The following is a 19,065-nucleotide window of genomic DNA, read 5'->3' on the forward strand; positions in this document are numbered from 1 at the left end:
CCTGCTTTTTTTTCGTCCGTTAACGCCAGAGGAACCATCATGATCAAAGCCTGCCTTCGCCTGCTGTTGCTTTGCACCATCACGCTGTTCAGCGTCAACACGCTGGCCGCCGACAAACCCTCCTTTAAGATTTGCTGGTCGATCTACGCGGGCTGGATGCCGTGGGATTACGCGCAGCAGAGCGGTATCGTCAAAAAATGGGCCGACAAATACGGCATCGATATCCAGTTTGTGCAGGTTAACGACTACATCGAGTCGGTGAATCAATACACCGCCGGGGGTTTTGCTGGTTGCACCATGACCAACATGGATGCACTGACCATTCCGGCCACCGGCGGCGTGGATAGCACGGCGCTGATCGTTGGCGATTACTCCAACGGTAACGACGGCATTCTGCTGAAAGGCGCGGGCAACCTTTCAGCGCTGAAAGGCAAGCCAATCAATCTGGTCGAACTCTCGGTTTCGCATTACCTGCTGGCGCGGGCGCTGGAGAAATCCGGCATGAGCGAAAAAGACGTCAAAGTGGTGAACACCGCCGATGCCGATTTGGTGGCAGCGTTTGGCACCGCCGACGTCAACGCTATCGTTACGTGGAATCCGCTGCTCGCCGAAGCGGAGAAGCAGCCGAACAGCCATCTGATTTTCTCTTCCGCGCAAATTCCGGGCGAAATCCTCGATCTGCTGGTGGTCAACAGCGCCACGTTGCAGAAGTATCCGCAGCTCGGCAAAGCGCTGACCGGCGCATGGTATGAAACGTTGAAAACCATGTCCGGCCCAACCGACAGCGCTAAAGCGGCACGTACACAAATGGCGCAGGCTTCCGGCACCGATCTGGCGGGTTTTGACCAGCAGCTGGCCGCCACGCATCTGTTTAGCGATGCCAAAACCACCCTCGATTTCGTCCAAAGCCCACAGCTCAAAGCCACCATGCAGATGGTCGCCGAGTTCTCGTTCAAGCACGGTTTGCTGGGCGAGGGCGCGCCGAGCGCCGATGTGGTGGGCGTGGTAACGCCTGCGGGCAATTGGGGCGATGCGGGTAACCTCAAACTGCGCTTCACCGATGAGTACACCAAAATGGCCGCCGCCGGGCAGCTGTAAGCGAGGCGATGCCGATGCGTAAGTTGATCAACTACCAACCGCTGCCGCTGGGGCGCTTGCTGCTGGGCATTCTGCCGCTGCTGGCGCTGCTGCTGGTGTATCTGTTCGCGTCGGAGGCGCGTCTCAGTCTGAATGCGGCAGACAAGCTGTTGCCGGGCTTTAACGCCATGGGCGACGCCATCAGCCGCATGGCATTTCAGCCCAGCCCGCGCACTGGCGAATATCTGTTGTGGAGCGATACCGCCGCCAGTCTGCTGCGTTTGCTGTGTGGTGTGGCGATCAGCGCGCTATTGGCGCTGGCGCTGGGTCTGTTCACCGGCGCGCTGCCGGTGGTGCGTGCGGTGCTGGCGCCGCTGGTGACGCTGTTTGCGTTGGTGCCGCCGCTGGCGATTCTGCCGATTCTGTTTATCTGTTTTGGTCTCGGCGAAGTATCGAAAGTGGTGCTGATTGTCATCGGCATTACGCCGCTGATTGCCCGCGATTTGCAGCTGCAGGTGCAGAAGATCCCACGCGAGCAGCTGGTGAAAGCGCAGACGCTCGGCGCGCACAGCGCACAGATTTTATGGCGCGTGATCCTGCCGCAGCTGATGCCGCGCCTGTTGGATGCGGTACGGCTGTCGCTGGCGTCGGCGTGGCTGTTTCTGATTGCCGCCGAAGCCATCGCCGCCACAGAAGGCCTGGGTTATCGCATCTTCCTGATGCGGCGTTATCTGGCAATGGATGTGATTCTGCCCTACGTGGCGTGGATCGCGCTGCTGGCCTTCCTGCTCGACCTGTTGCTGCGGCTGATTAGCCGTCGCTGCTGGCCGTGGTATCACGCGAAATAAGGGGCGAGCGATGCCGTTACTGCAACTGAAAAACCTTGAGAAACATTACGGCCAGCAAGTGGTGCTGGAGCGCCTCAATATCGAGGTTGAAGAGGGCGAGTTTGTGGCGATTGTCGGTGCGTCCGGCTGCGGCAAGACCACCTTCCTGAATATGCTGCTCGGCACTGAAGCGCCCAGCAAAGGCCAGCTGTTGCTGGATGGCGAACCTATCCCCGACGAACCGGATGCGCATCGCGGCGTGGTGTTTCAGCGTTATTCCGTGTTTCCGCATATGACGGTGCTGGGCAACGTGATGCTGGGCGACGAGTTCAGCAGTGCGCGTTGGCTGGGCCGCGTGTGGGGAAAGAAACGCCAGACGATTCGCCAGCGCGCGCAGGCCATGCTGGCGCAGGTCGGGCTTGAACAGGCACAGAATAAATATCCGCATCAGCTGTCGGGCGGCATGCAGCAGCGTCTGGCGCTGGCGCAGGCGTTGATGAAGCAGCCGCGCATTTTGCTGCTCGATGAACCCTTCGGCGCACTCGATCCCGGCATCCGTAGCGAGATGCACCAGCTGATCACCCGTTTGTGGCAGCAGCATAACCTGACCATTTTCATGATCACCCACGATTTGAAAGAGGGATTTAGCCTTGCATCGCGTCTGCTGGTGTTCGACAAGCTGCGCCACGATCCGCACGCGCCTGAAGCCTGGGGCGCGACAATCACTTACGATCTGCCGCTGGATCGCGCACAGCCATCCGAACCGCAGGTCGCCTAAAGGAGAAAACCATGAAGCCTTATCAAACCTTGTTGCCGAGCGGCGCACACTGGTCGCTGATGATGCGCAGCGGCAGTGCGCTGACCCTCACCGATGTCGAAGGTGGCGCCAACGTCGGCCTGCTGTTTTACAACCCGGAAAACCTGCTGGAGCGCTATAACGCGCCCGATACCCTGAAGTGCCAGCACACTTTCCGCCTCACCGCCGGTCATTGTCTCTATTCAGATATGGGACGTATTTTCTGCGGCATCGAACACGACAGCTTCGGCTGGCACGAAAGCGTGTGCGGCACGCTGAATGCCGCACAAACCGCCGCGCGTTTTGGTGCCAGCACCTATCAGCAGGCGCGCAATCTGCGCCATCAAAATGGCTACGACAGTTTTCTTGTCGAGCTGGCCAAATATGGGCTCGGCCGGCGCGATATGGCGTCCTGCCTCAACCTGTTTGCGCAGGTGCGCGCCGACGACAGTGGCACTTTGCAGCTGGAACGTCAGGGCGCGGCGGGTGCCAGCGTGCGTTTACGTTTCGCGATGGACACGCTAGTGCTGCTGCACACTTGCCCGCATCCGCTCAGCGCATCGCAGGATTATCCGCGCCAGCCGGTGCAGATCGAACTGGATGCGCAACACGCGCCGCTGCCGGCGATGTGTCTCGAGCGCGACGAGAATCAGCGCGGTCTGCGCAATAACGCGCTGTATCAACTGCAAGGAGAAATGTGATGATCAATGAGAGTCAGCGCGATCCAGCCGAAGCGCGCTTCCAGCAGCAAATTGATGCCGGTGATTACTGGCTGCAGCGCATCGAGGCGGGCCAAACGCTACGCATCACCGATCTTGAAGGCAATCAAGCCGCCGATACGCTGTTTTTCAATGCTGAGGACACCGCCGAACGCTACAGCATGAGCGACACGCTGCGCGGGCAAAACAATGTTTTTCTGACGGCCGGCAGCGTGCTGCGCTCGAACTTTGATCGCCCAATGCTGACCATCACTGCCGATACCTGCGGCCGTCACGACACGCTCGGCGGCGCTTGTTCATGCGAGAGCAACACGGTGCGTTATGACCTGGAGAAGCGCCATATGCATTCGTGCCGCGATAGCTGGATGCTGGCGGTGGCGGAGCAGCCGGAGTTTGGCCTGACGCGCCGCGACATCACCCACAACATCAACTTTTTCATGAACGTGCCGGTGACGCAGGATGGCGGATTGACCTTTGCCGACGGCATTTCTGCGCCGGGCAAATATGTCGAGATGCTGGCACACATCAACGTGCTGGTGCTGATCTCCAACTGCCCGCAGCTCAACAATCCCTGCAACGGTTACAACCCAACGCCGATTTTAGTCAGCGTGTGGTGATTTTCTGACGCAACGGGACGACCCGTTTTCTGCCGTCAATGCTACGCAGGACGACCTGCCGCAACGAGAGTATTCAGTCATGATTGATCGCGTATTAATTGCCAACCGTGGCGCGATTGCCGTGCGCATTATTCGAACCCTGCAAGCCATGAATATCCGGGCGATTGCCGTGTATGCCGAAGCCGACCGTCATGCGCGCCATGTGCGTCTGGCGGATGAAGCCTGGTCGCTCGGTGAAGGTCAGGTGCGAGACACTTATCTCAATCAGGATAAATTGCTGGCGATAGCCGCGCAGAGTGGCGCGCAGGCACTGCATCCCGGCTACGGTTTTCTCAGTGAAAATCCGGAGTTTGTGACGCGCTGCGAAGCGGCGGGCGTGCATTTTCTTGGGCCGAGCGCCGAGCAGATGGCGGCCTTTGGCCTGAAACACAGCGCGCGTGCGCTGGCTGAACAGAATAATGTGCCGCTGCTGCCGGGCAGCGGCTTACTGTCTTCGCTGGCCGAGGCGCAGCAGATGGCGGCGCAGATTGGCTATCCGGTCATGTTGAAAAGCACCGCGGGCGGCGGCGGCATTGGCATGCAGCGCTGTGACGATGCCGAACAGCTAGACGCCGCATTCACCCGCGTGAAGCGCCTGGCAGGCAACAACTTCGCCGACGATGGCGTGTTTTTAGAGAAGTTTATTGCGCGTGCGCGCCATATCGAAGTGCAGATTTTTGGCGACGGCGCAGGTGAAGTCATCGCGCTCGGCGAGCGTGATTGCTCGGCCCAGCGCCGCAATCAAAAGGTGCTGGAAGAGACGCCCGCACCGGGCTTGAGCGCTGCGGTGCGCGCGCAGTTGCAGGCCACCGCCGTAAGGCTGGCGCGGGCGGTGAACTATCGCAGCGCGGGCACGGTGGAATATGTTTATGACGATGCCAGCCAGCAGTTCTGGTTCCTTGAAGTGAACACGCGCTTGCAGGTGGAACATGGCGTCACCGAAATGGTGTATGGCGTTGATTTGGTGCGCTGGATGGTAGAACTGGCGCAGCAAAGATTGCCGCCGCTGGCCGATTTGCAGCCGGTGGTGCAAGGTCACGCCATTCAGGTACGGCTTTACGCCGAAGATCCGGCTAAGCAGTTCCAGCCCAGCGCGGGATTGCTCAGCCATGTGCAGTTCCCGACTACGATTGAGGGCGCTACGCTGCGCATCGACAGCAGCGTTGAGAGCGGCATGGAGGTTTCGCCATTTTACGATCCGATGCTGGCGAAACTTATTGTACATGCCGCAGACCGTACCAGCGCGCTAGGCAGCATGGCGCAGGCGCTATCCGCCACCGAACTGTACGGCATCGAAACCAATTTGCTGTGGCTGCGCCAGCTGTGCACGCTGCCGGACGTGCAGCAGGGACGCATCATCACCGCCACGCTCGGCACCCTGCAGTGGCAGCCGCCAACGCTGGATATTCTCAGCGGCGGCACCTTAACCACAGTGCAAGATGCGCCGGGCCGCATCGGTTATTGGCATGTTGGCGTGCCGCCTTCCGGTCCATTCGACAGCCGCGCGTTCCAGCTGGGTAATCGCCTGTTAGACAATGATGCTCAGGCCGCCGGGCTGGAGATCACCTTGCGTGGCCCGACGCTGCGCTTCAACCAGGCCTGCAGTTTTGTCCTGACCGGCGCGCCGATTGCCGCGCAGCTTGATCAACAAACGATACCGATGCATCAGCGGCTGACGGCGCAGGTCGGGCAAACGCTGACGCTCGGCGAAGTACGAGATGGCAGCCGCAGCTATCTGCTGCTGGCCGGTGGCCTCAATACGCCGCGCTATCTGGGTAGCCGCAGCACTTTCACCCTCGGCAAATTTGGTGGTCATGCCGGACGCGCGCTGCGCGCCGGTGATGTGCTGCATCTCGCCGCGCCGCAGGTGCTGACAGCGGCCAGCTTGCCGGATAATTTGCTGCCGTCACTGAACGGCAGCTGGCAGCTGCGGGTGATTTACGGTCCGCATGGCGCGCCAACCTTCTTCACCGATGATGACATCGCGGAATTTTTTGCCGCTGAGTGGCAAGTGCACTACAACTCCAGCCGCACCGGCATTCGCCTGATCGGCCCCAAACCGACCTGGGCACGCAGCGATGGCGGCGAAGCGGGCATGCATCCCTCGAACATCCACGACAATGCGTATGCTTTCGGCACCGTGGATTTTACCGGCGATATGCCGGTGATCCTCGGCCCGGATGGCCCATCGCTGGGAGGTTTTGTTTGTCCGGCAACGGTGATCGAAGCCGATCTGTGGAAGCTGGGGCAGCTGAAAGCTGGCGATCGCGTCCAGTTCCAGCCGATCGAACTTGCCACCGCCGATCAACTGGCGCAGGCGCAGCGTGACGAGATCATCAAACTGCAATCTCAACCGATTACAGTGAACGTGGCGCTGCCCTTAATTGATCCGGTTCTGCACCATCATGCGGCAACGGAGCAACGTCCTTCGCTCTGTATTCGGGCGGCGGGCGACCGTTTTCTGCTGGTGGAATATGGCGATTTGCAACTGGATATCGCGTTGCGTTTTCGCGTGCATGCGCTGATGCAATGGCTGGAAGCGCACCCGCTGCCGGGGCAGTTGGAATTGACGCCTGGCATCCGCTCGCTACAAATTCATTATGACGCACAAATGTGTGCCAGAAGTGAGCGAGTGGCGCAAATATTGCACGCTGATTTAGCATTGGGTAGCCTGGCCGATGCGGCCGTGCCTGCGCGCACCGTCTGGCTGCCACTTAGCTGGGATGATGCGGCCTGTCGTGAAGCGATTGTGCGCTACGACCAATCCGTCAGACCGAATGCGCCGTGGTGCCCAAGCAATATTGAATTTATTCGCCGCATCAATGGGCTGGATAGCATTGAGTCGGTAAAAGAGATCGTATTTAGCGCCTCTTATTTGGTAATGGGATTGGGCGATGTCTATCTCGGTGCGCCGGTGGCTACGCCACTCGATCCGCGCCATCGCCTGGTGACCACCAAATACAATCCGGCGCGCACCTGGACGGCGGAAAATTCGGTCGGTATCGGCGGCGCTTATATGTGCGTGTATGGCATGGAAGGGCCGGGCGGCTATCAGTTTGTTGGACGCACTATGCAGATGTGGAACCGCGATCGACCCACAGCTGCGTTTACCCAGCCGTGGTTACTGCGCTTCTTCGATCAAATTCGCTTTTATCCGGTAGATGCCGACGAGTTGCTGCAGATTCGTGAGCGTTTCCCGTGGGGCGATTATCCGCTACGCGTGGAACAGGGTGAATTCCGCCTCGCCGAGTATCAGGCGATGCTGACGCAGCACGCGCAGGAGATTGATGCCTTCCAGCAGCAGCGCCAGCAGGCGTTTGATGAGGAGTTGGCGCGCTGGCGAGCGGAAGGGCAGTTTACCTTCGATAGCCAGCTGCAAGCGCAGAGCAGCGAAGAGAGTGTGGTGCCAGCCGGTTGTCATCCCGTTGAGAGCCAGGTGGCGGGCAGCGTGTGGCAATGGCTGGTGGAGGAAGGCAGTGAAATCAGTGCGGGGGCCACGGTCGGCATTCTCGAATCAATGAAGATGGAAATCCCGATCGTCGCGCCCGTCAGTGGAAAAATCCATAGTCTGACGCGGCAGTCTGGGCAGCAAGTGCAGGCAGGTCAATTGCTTATGGTGATCGACCCAAAAGTGGCATAAGAAAGAATAAAAAATAATCAGGAATCTGGCAGCAAAGTCGGGGATATGTCCCATACTTAGAAACCCGAACTATTGTTGCATTGCCCTGACATCTTTTGCAGTGCTCAACAGGCTGTGTCCCGCATCGGTTTGATAATAACTATGCGAAACCGCTTCGGGATACAGCCTGATCGTCCGGTTTCAGCGCCTGGTGGCGCTTACCTCTCTACTTTCACGTGCTTCATAGTGAGTTTTTAAGGAGTTCTCTATGGAATTAAAAGATCCCATGGTCGAGTTGCTCAGCAGCCTTGAGCAGATTGTTTTGACACGTGACGCGAAGCCATCCGTATCAGAAATTTCAATCAATCAGACTACAGTTCCCGAGCCGCAGCGTTTGCGCGAGATGACCGGCATGCAGGTTGACGAATTTGCCCGTGTGATGGGTGTTAGCGTTTCGTCAGTGAAAAGCTGGGAGGCGCAACGTACACGTCCTTCCGCTACGGCGCGTAAATTGATGAAGTTGTTGCAGGCCAACCCTTATTTAGGGCGCCAGCTGCTGGAGTAATCCCTTTTTGGGGATGATCCAACCCGCCTTGATGGCGGGTTTTTTAATTTATGGCGCCATACTTTGCTGCCTGTTTAACGAACCAGCTCTCCGGCACGCTGTACGGCGGTTGCGCTAACTGCGCAAGCCCTTGTTTGATGGTCTGCTCTGCCTGCCGCCAAAGATGGCTATCGCCCTGGCGTAACAGCTGAATCTGAATTTGCTTTTCCACCAGATAGACGCGCGCAAAGTCGGCATCGTACTGCACGATGGCGCGGGTGTTGTCGATGATGTCGGCCAGCTTGATGGTTTGCGCTTCGGGCGAGGCATCGGCGGTGTGGCGAAAATGCGCCAGCTTGCGTGCGGCGCGGTTTTTTGCCGCAGGCTGCGCGCTGTCGGTGAGCTGGTCCACCAGTTCCGCCACGCGCGGGCCGAAATGGCGTTCGATATCGTCAATGGTGCTGGGTGTGTCTTCTACCGTGTCATGCAGCCAGGCGGCGGCAATCATCTGTTCATCATCGGTAACGCTACGCACTAATTCGGCGACGGCAGCCGGATGCACAATGTAAGGCTCGTCAGTGTATTTGCGACGTTGACCCGCAGCGGCATGCGCCTCAGTGGCATAACGGCGCGCTTGCTCTTCCAGTGAATCTCGCATATTTCACTCTCCCCGAGAAAAGTCGCTTGCAATTATCTAGCGCGCTATTTATATTGAAACCCATGAACAGTAATCAAGATGACAAAAAAGTGAAGCAGGCGCCACTTCAGTTAGATCAGCAGCTCTGCTTTGCACTGTATTCGGCGAATCTCGCGATGCACAAAGTCTATCGCCAGCTGCTATCAAAGCTGGAGATTACCTATCCGCAATATCTGGTGATGCTGGTGCTGTGGAATCAGGACGATGTGACGGTCTCTGAGATTGGCGAGCAGCTGTTTCTTGATTCAGCCACGCTGACGCCGCTGTTGAAACGTCTGGAGAGCGCGGGTTTATTGCATCGCCAGCGTTCCCGTCAGGATGAGCGTCAGGTTGTGGTAACGCTGACCGATGAAGGTCGTGCGTTGCGTGACAAAGCAGAAAGTATTCCGGAAGCCATTCAGTGCGCAACAGCCTGCGATGATCAGGTGATGGCATCTCTGAAAGCTCAGTTAGACGAGTTGCGCGATAGCCTTTACCGCGCCAATTAATAAACAGGGGAAGTCGCTGTCCCGACAACCCAAAAGATGACGTTCAGGTTTGCGCATAATAAGTAGTGCGCGATTATATAGCGAATTAATGAGGTTATTATGTCTTTAGAAAAAGTTGTTTACACTGCAAAAGCTAAAGCTACCGGCGGTCGTGATGGTCGTGCTACTTCTTCCGACAACGTACTGGATGTAAAACTGGGCGTGCCAAAAGAGATGGGCGGCGCAGGCGGTGAAGTGACTAACCCAGAGCAGCTGTTTGCTGCAGGTTATTCAGCGTGTTTCCTCGGTGCGATGAAGTTTGTGGCTGGCCGCGACAAGATTTCGATGCCGAAAGATGCGTGGATTGAAGGCGAAGTTGGCATTGGCCCAATCCCGAACGGTTTCGGTATTGAAGCCAAACTGAATATTCATCTGCCAGAGATGGATGCAGCTGAAGCGCAGAAGCTGGTAGATGCGGCACACATCGTTTGCCCATACTCAAACGCAACGCGTGGCAATATCGACGTGACGCTGAACATCATCAACTAATTGATGTTGTTCACGATAACAGGCTCCTGCGGGAGCCTTTTTCACATCTGAATAAAACGCTAACCGGTTCGATTAGAAAATTTATCTGGTCTTACCATTGGTTAAATGTTCTACTGCTCGGCTTCGCGCCATCGCCCTTTCGCCAGTCGGAATCGTCCCGATCCTGCATCTTGCGTCACGCTTTTACTGCGGTTTAGCGAACTCTGCTGTCTTTAAACAGTCACATAACGGTTGATACAACGACACCAGGTCGGGAATAGAAAATTTTCATGAATTATATTAAAAGTTTAACGCAGCAAAAGCTGTCTCTGCTGCTTGCGTTATATCTCGGTATCTTACTGAATTTACCGATATTTTATCGCCGCTTTGACGGCTTCTTAACGAAATCCAATATCTCTAACTGGCTTTCTGCAGCGGCGGAAGTGATGGCAGCTGTACTACTGACTTTCTTCCTGATGCGCTTGCTGTCGCTGGGCGGCAAATGGGTTTACCGCATTCTCGCCACACTCACCGTGATCATCTCTGTTGCCGCCGCTTATTACATGGCGTTCTTCAACGTGGTGATTGGCTACGGCATTATCGCCTCGGTGATGACCACCGATATCGATCTCTCTAAAGAAGTGATTGGTCTGCATTTCGTGCTGTGGATGGTGCTGGTGAGTGCGTTGCCGCTGCTGCTTATCTGGCGCAATAAGCTTAGCCAGACACTGATTGAACAACTTAAAACGCCTGGCCAACGTCTTAAGCCGGTAGCCGTTATGCTGCTGAGCGTGGCGCTGGTCTGGCTGCCGATTCGCTATTTCGACAAGCTGCAGAAGGTGAATGAAGAGATCACCAACATCGATTTGCCGAGCTATGGCGGCGTGGTGGCGCACTCGTATCTGCCATCCAACTGGATTGCCGCGCTGGGCCTGTTCGCCTGGACCAAAGTTGATGAAGAGTGGGATGGCCAGAAGTTACTCGATCCGGCAAAAGAGTTTACTTACGTCGCGCCTGCGGGCATCGACGATACCTATATGGTGTTTGTGATTGGCGAAACCACGCGTTGGGATCACATGGGCATGCTCGGCTACGATCGTGATACCACGCCGAAGCTGTCGAAAGAGAAGAACCTGGTCGCGTTCCGTGGTGAATCTTGTGATACCGCCACCAAGCTGTCGCTGCGCTGCATGTTCGTGCGCGAAGGTGGCACCATGGATAATCCGGGCCGCACGTTGAAAGAACAAAATGTTTTCGCCGTGTTGAAAGAGCTGGGCTTCACGTCTGAGCTGTTCGCGATGCAGAGCGAAGTGTGGTTCTACGATAACGCTGACACCAATAACTTCTCGTTCCGCGAGCAGATTGGTTCAGAGAAGCGTAATCAGGGCAAAGCGGTCGATGACATGCTGTTAGTGCCGGAGTTGCAGGCATCGTTACAGCGCTTCCCGAAAGGCAAGCACGTGGTGATTCTGCACACCAAAGGCTCGCACTACCTTTATTCTCAGCGTTACCCGCGTGATTTCGCTCGCTATCAGCCGGAATGCATGGGCGTTGATGAGAAGTGCAGTAAAGCGCAGTTGATTAACGCCTACGACAACTCGATTTTGTACGTGGATACCATGCTGGATAGCGTGCTCGATCAGTTGCGAGATAAGAAGGCGATTGTGTTCTACGCCTCCGATCACGGTGAATCAATCAGCGAGAATATGCACTTGCACGGTACGCCGCGCGAGATGGCGCCACCGGAGCAGTTCCGTGTACCGATGATGGTGTGGGCTTCTGATAAGTATCTTGAAGATCCAACCAACCGCAGCAACTTCGAACGTTTACAGGCGCAGCAGCGCGTGGGTAAAACCCATCGCCATGTTGAGCTGTTCGACACCATCATGGGTTGCCTCGGCTACACCTCGCCGGACGGCGGAATTAAAGACGCAAATAATTGGTGTTCAGCACCAGCGGCCGCGCCTGCTAAAGCGCTGTGATTTTTTTGGGGTTGTTGACCGCTGCTTGCTTTCCAGGCGATCAGTTGGGTTTTCAGTAAAAGGCATTGACGCTTTTTTAGCAGCGCAGTAATATGCGCCCCCATCGGCGAGTAGCGCAGCTTGGTAGCGCAACTGGTTTGGGACCAGTGGGTCGGAGGTTCGAATCCTCTCTCGCCGACCATCTTTGAAGAAACCTGCTTTTATAAGCAGGTTTTTTTTCGTCTGTAATTTGTTGGGTCTTGTGCCGATCAGGCTGAAATACAGGGCCGCTCCGTAAAGTCGCCGTGGACACATCCCTGTGGGCTCTGCCGGCGCATCCCTGCGCCGGAAGCTTTACTCCGCGGCCCTGTATTCCATCCTTCTTCAAACTCCTCTGCATTTTTTTAACAGCAAAACAGAAGCCAACCTGGCGATGGGAAGGCGGCTCGTTTAGCAAAGCGTCCGCCGCAGGGATGCGGCGGTCGAGGCTACGGGGACGTATTCACGCCGACTTTGCGTTCGAGCCGCCTTTCCTGAGCAACGCACCGAGCGAATAGCAAAACCCCTAAATATACCCATTCCATCCCCTAAACCAGCAATACTCACCATTATCTCCACTAACTCCCGCGTACCCCACGCCAAATCGAACCCGCGCGCTTAATTCGCGAAACATTCTTCTTATGACCGGTTTATGCATCATGCTGATTTCTTATGCCATTTCCCTAGCACATTCCGCTGCCTGAACGTCATAACGCACGCAGAATCGTTCAGATATTCAACATTTACCAATAAGTTTTGTGTGTTTTTTAGCGGTGATAATCACTGCTATTTGACTACATAGCCAGATAATCACGCGGCATTGAGCGCTTTATCACCTTTTTTAATTTTGGCTTAGGCTGAGAAGGGTGTTTTTTATCGTTGCTTGCACTTAGTCACACTCTATGTAAATAACCCCACACTGTATTGACGTTCATTGCAACTGTTGACAAATTGATGCGTCAATAAAATGTAGAGAAGGACGTGTCTGACAGATTCCACGGTGCCAGCACAAAAAAATAACCGCTCACATTTTGCTTACTCTTAATTGACCTGCCCGAACCGCATAAAAAAATCAGAGGTCGGGCGACGCACACAACATCACATCACAATGGAGCAAAACATGATCAACTCCCTGGCTAAATCCAGGATGCTGAAGGTCGGTCTCAGCCTGATTGCTATGACCGTTGCCGCTGGTGTCCAGGCGAAAACCCTCGTTTATTGTTCAGAAGGTTCGCCGGAAGGCTTCAACCCGCAGCTCTTCACATCGGGTACCACCTACGACGCAAGTTCGGTACCGATCTACAACCGTCTGGTTGAGTTCAAAACCGGTACCACCGAGCTGCAGCCAGGTCTGGCAGAAAAATGGGATGTCAGCGCGGACGGTAAAACTTATACCTTCCACCTGCGTCAGGGCGTGAAGTGGCAAACCACCAAAGACTTCAAGCCAACCCGCACCTTCAATGCCGATGACGTCGTGTTCTCCTTCGAGCGTCAGCTCGACAAAAACAACAAATATCACGGTGTTTCTGGCGGCAGCTACGAATACTTCGAAGGCATGGACATGCCTAAGCTAATCGCCAAAATCGAAAAAGTTGACGATTACACCGTACGCTTCACGCTGACGCGTCCAGAAGCGCCGTTCATTGCTGACCTCGGCATGGACTTCGCCTCAATTCTGTCAAAAGAGTACGCCGACAATATGCTGAAAGCGGGCACGCCTGAGAAGCTGGACCTCAATCCAGTGGGCACCGGTCCGTTCGTACTGCAGCAGTATCAGAAAGACTCGCGCATTCTGTATAAAGCTAACCCAGACTTCTGGGGCACTAAGCCGAAGATTGATCGCTTAGTGTTCTCCATCACGCCAGACGCCTCTGTGCGTTATGCGAAACTGCAGAAAGGCGAGTGCCAGGTCATGCCGTACCCGAACCCGGCCGACATCGCCAGCATGAAGAAAGACGACAAAATTAACCTGATGGAACAGCCTGGTTTGAACGTCGGTTACCTGTCGTTCAACACCGAGAAAAAGCCGCTGGATAACGTGAAGGTGCGTCAGGCACTGACCATGGCGGTGAACAAACAAGCCATCATTGATGCCGTTTATCAGGGCGCTGGCCAGGCCGCGAAAAACCTGATCCCACCCACCATGTGGGGCTACAACGACGACATCAAAGATTACGCTTACGATCCTGAGAAAGCCAAAGCGCTGCTGAAAGAAGCAGGCATGGCTGATGGTTTCTCCATCGACCTGTGGGCAATGCCGGTTCAGCGTCCATACAACCCGAACGCACGTCGCATGGCGGAAATGGTTCAGGCTGACTGGGCGAAAATTGGCGTGAAAGCCAAAATCGTCACCTTCGAATGGGGCGAGTACCTGAAGCGCGCGAAAGCCGGTGAACACCAGACCGTGATGATGGGCTGGACCGGTGATAATGGGGATCCGGATAACTTCTTCGCCACGCTGTTCAGCTGTGCAGCGGCGAAAGACGGTTCTAACTACTCACGTTGGTGCTACAAGCCGTTTGAAGATTTGATTCAGCCAGCCCGTGCTGAAGCCGATCACAACAAACGTATTGAACTGTACAAACAGGCTCAGGTAGTGATGCATGACCAGGCTCCAGCGCTGATCATCGCTCACTCAACCGTCTACGAGCCAGTGAGTAAGAAAGTCTCTGGTTATGTGGTTGATCCATTAGGTAAACATCACTTCGAAAACGTCGATATCCAGGAATAACCTTTCGGATTATCGCGGTCAGGGCCAGCATTGCTGGCCCTCGGGCGGCACCTTCGCCGCCCGTATTCCGCTCTTTTTTTCCGGCAAATTCTACTAATGAAGCGCTTCTTGCGTCGCGTCCGCCTTCGGCTGGCTGCGAGTGTTGAGCAATGTTGTCCCCGGCGGTAACGCTGTGGGAAATGTCAGAGAACCAGGCTTATGCTGCAATTCATACTCCGACGTTTGGGCCTTGTCATCCCAACGTTCATCGGTATCACGTTATTGACCTTCGCGTTTGTCCACTTGATCCCCGGCGATCCGGTACTGATCATGGCCGGCGAACGCGGTATCTCTCCTGAACGTCACGCGCAATTGATGGCGCAGTTTGGCCTCGATCAGCCGATGTGGAAGCAATACATCACCTACATCAACGGCGTCTTACACGGTGACCTCGGCATCTCGCTGAAAAGCCGTATCCCGGTTTGGGACGAATTCGTACCACGCTTCAAAGCTACGCTGGAACTGGGCATCTGCGCCATGTTGTTCGCGGTCGCTGTCGGCATTCCTGTTGGTGTGCTGGCCGCGGTAAAACGCGGCTCGATCTTCGATCACACTGCCGTGGGCATCTCGCTCACCGGTTACTCGATGCCGATTTTCTGGTGGGGCATCATGCTGATCATGCTGGTCTCGGTGCAATGGAACCTCACGCCGGTCTCCGGGCGCGTCAGCGACATCATCTTCCTTGACGACAGTCATCCGCTCACCGGATTTATGCTGATTGATACGCTGCTGTGGGGCGAAGAGGGCGATTTTAAAGATGCGGTGATGCACATGATTCTGCCGGCCATCGTGCTCGGCACCATTCCGCTGGCGGTGATCGTGCGTATGACGCGCTCCTCGATGCTGGAAGTGCTGGGTGAAGATTACATCCGCACCGCGCGCGCCAAAGGGCTGACGCGTATGCGTGTGATTGTGGTGCATGCGCTGCGTAACGCCATGCTGCCGGTCGTCACCGTGATTGGTTTGCAGGTTGGTACGCTGCTGGCCGGTGCGATTCTGACCGAAACCATCTTCTCGTGGCCGGGACTCGGTCGCTGGCTGATCGAAGCGCTGCAACGCCGTGATTATCCGGTGGTGCAGGGCGGCGTGCTGCTGGTGGCGATTCTGATCATCGTGGTCAACCTGCTGGTTGATCTGTTGTACGGCGTGGTCAATCCACGTATCCGTCATAAGAAATAAGGGGGAATCATGTCTGCTGTTGATCCCGCAAGCGTAACTGCTGCACCCAAGCCGATGACCCCGTTGCAGGAATTCTGGCACTACTTCAGGCGTAACAAAGGCGCGGTTATCGGCCTGATTTACATCGTTCTGATGCTGTTAATCGCTATCTTTGCTGATGTGCTGGCACCGCACGCACCGGCTGAGCAATTCCGTGATGCCTTGCTGCATCCGCCAGTTTGGCAGGAAGGTGGCAGCTGGAGCTACATCCTCGGTACCGATGACGTGGGCCGCGATGTGCTGTCGCGCCTGATGTACGGCGCGCGCCTGTCGCTGCTGGTTGGCTGCATGGTGGTGGTGCTGTCGCTGATTCTCGGCGTGATATTTGGCCTGATGGCCGGCTACCTTGGCGGCGTGGTTGACGCCATCATTATGCGTGTGGTCGATATCATGCTGGCGCTGCCAAGCCTGCTGCTGGCATTGGTGCTGGTGGCAATCTTCGGTCCGTCGATCGTTAATGCCTCGCTGGCGATTACCTTCGTCGCCTTGCCGCACTATATCCGTCTGACGCGTGCTGCGGTGCTGGTTGAAGTTAACCGCGACTACGTTACCGCCTCAAGCGTGGCGGGTGCCGGTACGCTGCGCCAGATGTTCATCAATATTCTGCCTAACTGCCTGGCACCGCTGATCGTGCAGGCATCATTAGGTTTCTCCAACGCCATCCTCGATATGGCGGCGTTGGGCTTTCTCGGTATGGGGGCGCAGCCGCCAACGCCGGAGTGGGGCACCATGCTCTCCGACGTGTTGCAGTATGCGCAAAGTGCCTGGTGGGTGGTGACATTCCCTGGAGTGACCATTCTGCTAACGGTTCTGGCATTCAACCTCATGGGCGATGGTTTGCGTGATGCACTCGACCCGAAACTCAAGCAGTAAAGAGGCACCGAGATGGCGTTATTAAATGTAGACAAATTATCGGTGCATTTCGGCGACGAAAAAACACCGTTCCGTGCGGTTGACCGCATCAGCTATCAGGTCGAGCAAGGCCAGGTAGTCGGCATCGTCGGGGAATCCGGTTCCGGTAAATCGGTCAGTTCGCTGGCGATTATGGGCCTGATCGATTATCCCGGCCGCGTGATGGCCGAGAAACTGGAATTCAATCAGCGCGACCTGCAGAAAATCTCCGAAAAAGAGCGCCGCCAGTTGGTGGGCGCCGAAGTAGCGATGATCTTCCAGGACCCGATGACCAGCCTCAACCCTTGCTACACCGTGGGTTTCCAGATCATGGAAGCGCTGAAGGTGCATCAGGGCGGCAGCAAACGTACCCGTCGTCAGCGCGCGATTGATCTGCTCGATCAGGTGGGCATTCCCGACCCGGCTTCTCGCCTGGATGTGTATCCGCATCAGCTGTCGGGCGGGATGAGCCAGCGCGTGATGATCGCGATGGCGATTGCCTGCAAACCGAAGCTGCTGATCGCCGATGAGCCGACCACCGCGCTCGACGTGACCATTCAGGCGCAAATCATCGAACTGCTGCTGGAGTTGCAGAAGCAGGAGAACATGGCGCTGATCCTGATTACCCACGATCTGGCGCTGGTGGCCGAAGCGGCTCAGCACATTATCGTGATGTATGCCGGACAAGTGGTGGAGAGCGGTAAAGCGGTGGATATCTTCAAAGCGCCGCGTCATCCCTACACGCAAGCCTTACTGCGCGCGCTGCCGGAGTTTGCTGCGGACAAAGCGCGTCTGGCCTCGCTGCCTGGCGTAGTGCCGGGTAAATACGATCGCCCAACCGGCTGCCTGTTAAATCCGCGCTGCCCGTATGTGACCGATCGCTGCCGCCGCGAAGAGCCGGAGCTGCGCGACATTCCTGGCCGCCAGGCCAAATGTCACTTCCCACTGGATGATGCCGGGAGACCGACTTATGAGTCTTGATAACGATAAGCAGGATTACCTGCTGCAGGCGATTGACCTGAAAAAACACTACCCGGTGAAGAAAGGTCTGTTTGGCCAGGAACGTCTGGTCAAAGCGCTGGATGGCGTCTCGTTCAACCTCGAACGCGGCAAAACGCTGGCGGTGGTCGGTGAATCCGGCTGTGGTAAATCCACGCTGGGCCGCTTGCTGACCATGATTGAAACCCCGACCGAAGGCCAGCTGTTCTGGCACGGTCAGGATCTGTTGAAACACGATCCGCAGGCGCAGAAACTGCGTCGCCAGAAAATCCAGATCGTGTTCCAGAACCCGTATGGCTCGCTCAATCCGCGTAAGAAAATCAGCCAGATTCTGGAAGAGCCGCTGGTGATCAACACCTCGCTGACCAAAGCGGAGCGCAAGGAAAAAACGCTGGAGATGATGGCGAAGGTTGGCCTGAAAACCGAGCATTACGATCGCTATCCGCACATGTTCTCGGGCGGCCAGCGTCAGCGTATCGCTATTGCGCGTGGTTTGATGCTCGATCCTGATGTGCTGATCGCCGATGAGCCGGTCTCCGCGCTCGACGTGTCGGTGCGAGCGCAGGTGCTGAATCTGATGATGGATTTGCAGCAGGATTTAGGCTTGTCCTACGTCTTCATCTCGCACGATCTCTCCGTGGTGGAACACATCGCCGATGAGGTGATGGTGATGTATCTCGGCCGCTGCGTTGAGAAGGGCAGCAAAGAGGCGATCTTCAGCAATCCGCGTCATCCTTACACGCAAGCACTGCTGTCGGCGACACCACGCCTCAACCCGGACGATCGCCGCGAGCGCATCAAACTGACGGGCGAGTTGCCAAGCCCGCTCAATCCGCCGCCGGGCTGTGCGTTTAACGCGCGCTGCCGTCGTCGTTTTGGCACCTGCGTTCAGCTGCAGCCAAAACTGAAGCAATATGGCGATCAGCAAATCGCCTGCTTCGCGGTGGATCAGGATGAAAATCAGCCGGTAGGCGTGTCATAAATTACTGCCATAAATGAATCAAGGCTCCTGCGGGAGCCTTTCTTTTTGCTGATTAATACATGAGATAAATTAACGACAAAAAGGGTTACCGCGAAAGCCCTGACAAAAGCATTACGCCACTGCATCTGTGAACAATTGGTCCTGATTAAGATATATAGCGTAAAGGCAAATTCCTATTTTCATCATCATTGTGTGAGCAATGTCACTGTGGAATAAAACCCATAACTTGCAGCGCAGTAGAGGTTTTTCAGTAGCTTAGGTTAAAATCCCCTGCG

Annotated in this window: 16 protein-coding genes and 1 tRNA gene; 16 read left to right on the forward strand and 1 reads right to left on the reverse strand. The window is 56.0% G+C overall.

The features are described 5' to 3' along the window. The first annotated feature begins 39 nt into the window (after nt 1-39). The 7 genes from PO881_RS00480 (at nt 40) to PO881_RS00510 (ending at nt 8,259) form a co-directional block, all read left to right on the forward strand. Nucleotides 40-1,098: a putative urea ABC transporter substrate-binding protein gene (locus tag PO881_RS00480; RefSeq protein WP_192236858.1), complete on the forward strand. Its 1,059-nt coding sequence runs from the start codon at nt 40-42 to the stop codon at nt 1,096-1,098. Between the two features lie 14 nt (nt 1,099-1,112). Beyond that, nucleotides 1,113-1,925 carry an ABC transporter permease subunit gene (locus PO881_RS00485; RefSeq protein WP_101763813.1) on the forward strand — a complete coding sequence of 271 codons (813 nt, stop codon included), beginning with the start codon at nt 1,113-1,115 and terminating at the stop codon, nt 1,923-1,925. A gap of 10 nt (nt 1,926-1,935) precedes the next feature. Then, nucleotides 1,936-2,682: an ABC transporter ATP-binding protein gene (locus PO881_RS00490; RefSeq protein ID WP_277974345.1), complete on the forward strand. Its 747-nt coding sequence runs from the start codon at nt 1,936-1,938 to the stop codon at nt 2,680-2,682. Nucleotides 2,683-2,693: 11 nt separating this feature from the next. Beyond that, nucleotides 2,694-3,401: an urea amidolyase associated protein UAAP1 gene (locus PO881_RS00495; RefSeq protein ID WP_101763811.1), complete on the forward strand. Its 708-nt coding sequence runs from the start codon at nt 2,694-2,696 to the stop codon at nt 3,399-3,401. After that, the gene (locus tag PO881_RS00500; RefSeq protein WP_277974346.1) at nt 3,401-4,036 is read left to right on the forward strand and encodes an urea amidolyase associated protein UAAP2; all 636 of its coding nucleotides are present in this window, start codon (nt 3,401-3,403) and stop codon (nt 4,034-4,036) included. The genes PO881_RS00495 and PO881_RS00500 overlap by 1 nt, the downstream gene beginning before the upstream one ends. Nucleotides 4,037-4,115: 79 nt before the next feature. Then, on the forward strand, nt 4,116-7,715 hold the full coding sequence (gene uca / locus PO881_RS00505) for an urea carboxylase (protein WP_280172288.1): 3,600 nt from the start codon (nt 4,116-4,118) through the stop codon (nt 7,713-7,715). A 247-nt stretch (nt 7,716-7,962) separates the two neighbouring features. Further along, nucleotides 7,963-8,259, forward strand: a complete 297-nt coding sequence (locus tag PO881_RS00510; RefSeq protein WP_008104629.1) for an HTH-type transcriptional regulator — start codon at nt 7,963-7,965, stop codon at nt 8,257-8,259. Nucleotides 8,260-8,302: 43 nt separating this feature from the next. On the opposite strand, the gene PO881_RS00515 is transcribed toward PO881_RS00510, so the two are convergent. Beyond that, nucleotides 8,303-8,896 carry an HD domain-containing protein gene (locus PO881_RS00515; protein WP_101763808.1) on the reverse strand — a complete coding sequence of 198 codons (594 nt, stop codon included), beginning with the start codon at nt 8,894-8,896 and terminating at the stop codon, nt 8,303-8,305. 62 nt (nt 8,897-8,958) lie between these two features. Here PO881_RS00515 and PO881_RS00520 point away from each other — a divergent pair, with 62 nt between their 5' ends. From PO881_RS00520 to dppF, 9 genes are all read left to right on the forward strand, one after another. Further along, nucleotides 8,959-9,423, forward strand: a complete 465-nt coding sequence (locus PO881_RS00520; protein ID WP_110867890.1) for a MarR family transcriptional regulator — start codon at nt 8,959-8,961, stop codon at nt 9,421-9,423. A 99-nt stretch (nt 9,424-9,522) separates the two neighbouring features. Then, nucleotides 9,523-9,951: an organic hydroperoxide resistance protein gene (locus PO881_RS00525; RefSeq protein ID WP_101763806.1), complete on the forward strand. Its 429-nt coding sequence runs from the start codon at nt 9,523-9,525 to the stop codon at nt 9,949-9,951. A 269-nt stretch (nt 9,952-10,220) separates the two neighbouring features. Further along, on the forward strand, nt 10,221-11,912 hold the full coding sequence (gene eptB / locus PO881_RS00530) for a kdo(2)-lipid A phosphoethanolamine 7''-transferase (RefSeq protein WP_192236864.1): 1,692 nt from the start codon (nt 10,221-10,223) through the stop codon (nt 11,910-11,912). Nucleotides 11,913-12,016: 104 nt separating this feature from the next. Next, nucleotides 12,017-12,093: transfer RNA gene (locus PO881_RS00535), tRNA-Pro, on the forward strand. A gap of 957 nt (nt 12,094-13,050) precedes the next feature. After that, entirely contained in the window at nt 13,051-14,661 is a 1,611-nt protein-coding gene (gene dppA / locus PO881_RS00540) for a dipeptide ABC transporter periplasmic-binding protein DppA (RefSeq protein ID WP_137384883.1), read from the forward strand. 198 nt (nt 14,662-14,859) lie between these two features. After that, the gene (gene dppB, locus PO881_RS00545) at nt 14,860-15,879 is read left to right on the forward strand and encodes a dipeptide ABC transporter permease DppB (RefSeq protein WP_101763803.1); all 1,020 of its coding nucleotides are present in this window, start codon (nt 14,860-14,862) and stop codon (nt 15,877-15,879) included. Nucleotides 15,880-15,888: 9 nt separating this feature from the next. Continuing rightward, nucleotides 15,889-16,791, forward strand: a complete 903-nt coding sequence (gene dppC / locus PO881_RS00550; RefSeq protein WP_101763802.1) for a dipeptide ABC transporter permease DppC — start codon at nt 15,889-15,891, stop codon at nt 16,789-16,791. Nucleotides 16,792-16,803: 12 nt separating this feature from the next. Next, entirely contained in the window at nt 16,804-17,790 is a 987-nt protein-coding gene (gene dppD / locus PO881_RS00555; RefSeq protein ID WP_008104610.1) for a dipeptide ABC transporter ATP-binding protein, read from the forward strand. Next, nucleotides 17,780-18,790, forward strand: coding sequence for a dipeptide ABC transporter ATP-binding subunit DppF (gene dppF / locus PO881_RS00560; protein WP_137384884.1), 1,011 nt, complete (start codon nt 17,780-17,782; stop codon nt 18,788-18,790). The genes dppD and dppF overlap by 11 nt, the downstream gene beginning before the upstream one ends. Nucleotides 18,791-19,065: the final 275 nt, after the last annotated feature.

It is taken from the genome of Pantoea sp. SS70, assembly GCF_029866845.1.
Taxonomy (GTDB): domain Bacteria; phylum Pseudomonadota; class Gammaproteobacteria; order Enterobacterales; family Enterobacteriaceae; genus Pantoea; species Pantoea leporis.

Excerpts from the sequence above, each read along its gene's own strand:
- PO881_RS00480 (WP_192236858.1), top strand. The coding sequence starts at position 40 with ATGATCAAAGCCTGCCTTCGCCTGCTGTTGCTTTGCACCATCACGCTG.
- PO881_RS00485 (WP_101763813.1), top strand. The coding sequence starts at position 1,113 with ATGCGTAAGTTGATCAACTACCAACCGCTGCCGCTGGGGCGCTTGCTG.
- PO881_RS00490 (WP_277974345.1), top strand. The coding sequence starts at position 1,936 with ATGCCGTTACTGCAACTGAAAAACCTTGAGAAACATTACGGCCAGCAA.
- PO881_RS00495 (WP_101763811.1), top strand. The coding sequence starts at position 2,694 with ATGAAGCCTTATCAAACCTTGTTGCCGAGCGGCGCACACTGGTCGCTG.
- PO881_RS00500 (WP_277974346.1), top strand. The coding sequence starts at position 3,401 with ATGATCAATGAGAGTCAGCGCGATCCAGCCGAAGCGCGCTTCCAGCAG.
- uca (WP_280172288.1), top strand. The coding sequence starts at position 4,116 with ATGATTGATCGCGTATTAATTGCCAACCGTGGCGCGATTGCCGTGCGC.
- PO881_RS00510 (WP_008104629.1), top strand. The coding sequence starts at position 7,963 with ATGGAATTAAAAGATCCCATGGTCGAGTTGCTCAGCAGCCTTGAGCAG.
- PO881_RS00515 (WP_101763808.1), bottom strand. The coding sequence starts at position 8,896 with ATGCGAGATTCACTGGAAGAGCAAGCGCGCCGTTATGCCACTGAGGCG.
- PO881_RS00520 (WP_110867890.1), top strand. The coding sequence starts at position 8,959 with ATGAACAGTAATCAAGATGACAAAAAAGTGAAGCAGGCGCCACTTCAG.
- PO881_RS00525 (WP_101763806.1), top strand. The coding sequence starts at position 9,523 with ATGTCTTTAGAAAAAGTTGTTTACACTGCAAAAGCTAAAGCTACCGGC.
- eptB (WP_192236864.1), top strand. The coding sequence starts at position 10,221 with ATGAATTATATTAAAAGTTTAACGCAGCAAAAGCTGTCTCTGCTGCTT.
- dppA (WP_137384883.1), top strand. The coding sequence starts at position 13,051 with ATGATCAACTCCCTGGCTAAATCCAGGATGCTGAAGGTCGGTCTCAGC.
- dppB (WP_101763803.1), top strand. The coding sequence starts at position 14,860 with ATGCTGCAATTCATACTCCGACGTTTGGGCCTTGTCATCCCAACGTTC.
- dppC (WP_101763802.1), top strand. The coding sequence starts at position 15,889 with ATGTCTGCTGTTGATCCCGCAAGCGTAACTGCTGCACCCAAGCCGATG.
- dppD (WP_008104610.1), top strand. The coding sequence starts at position 16,804 with ATGGCGTTATTAAATGTAGACAAATTATCGGTGCATTTCGGCGACGAA.
- dppF (WP_137384884.1), top strand. The coding sequence starts at position 17,780 with ATGAGTCTTGATAACGATAAGCAGGATTACCTGCTGCAGGCGATTGAC.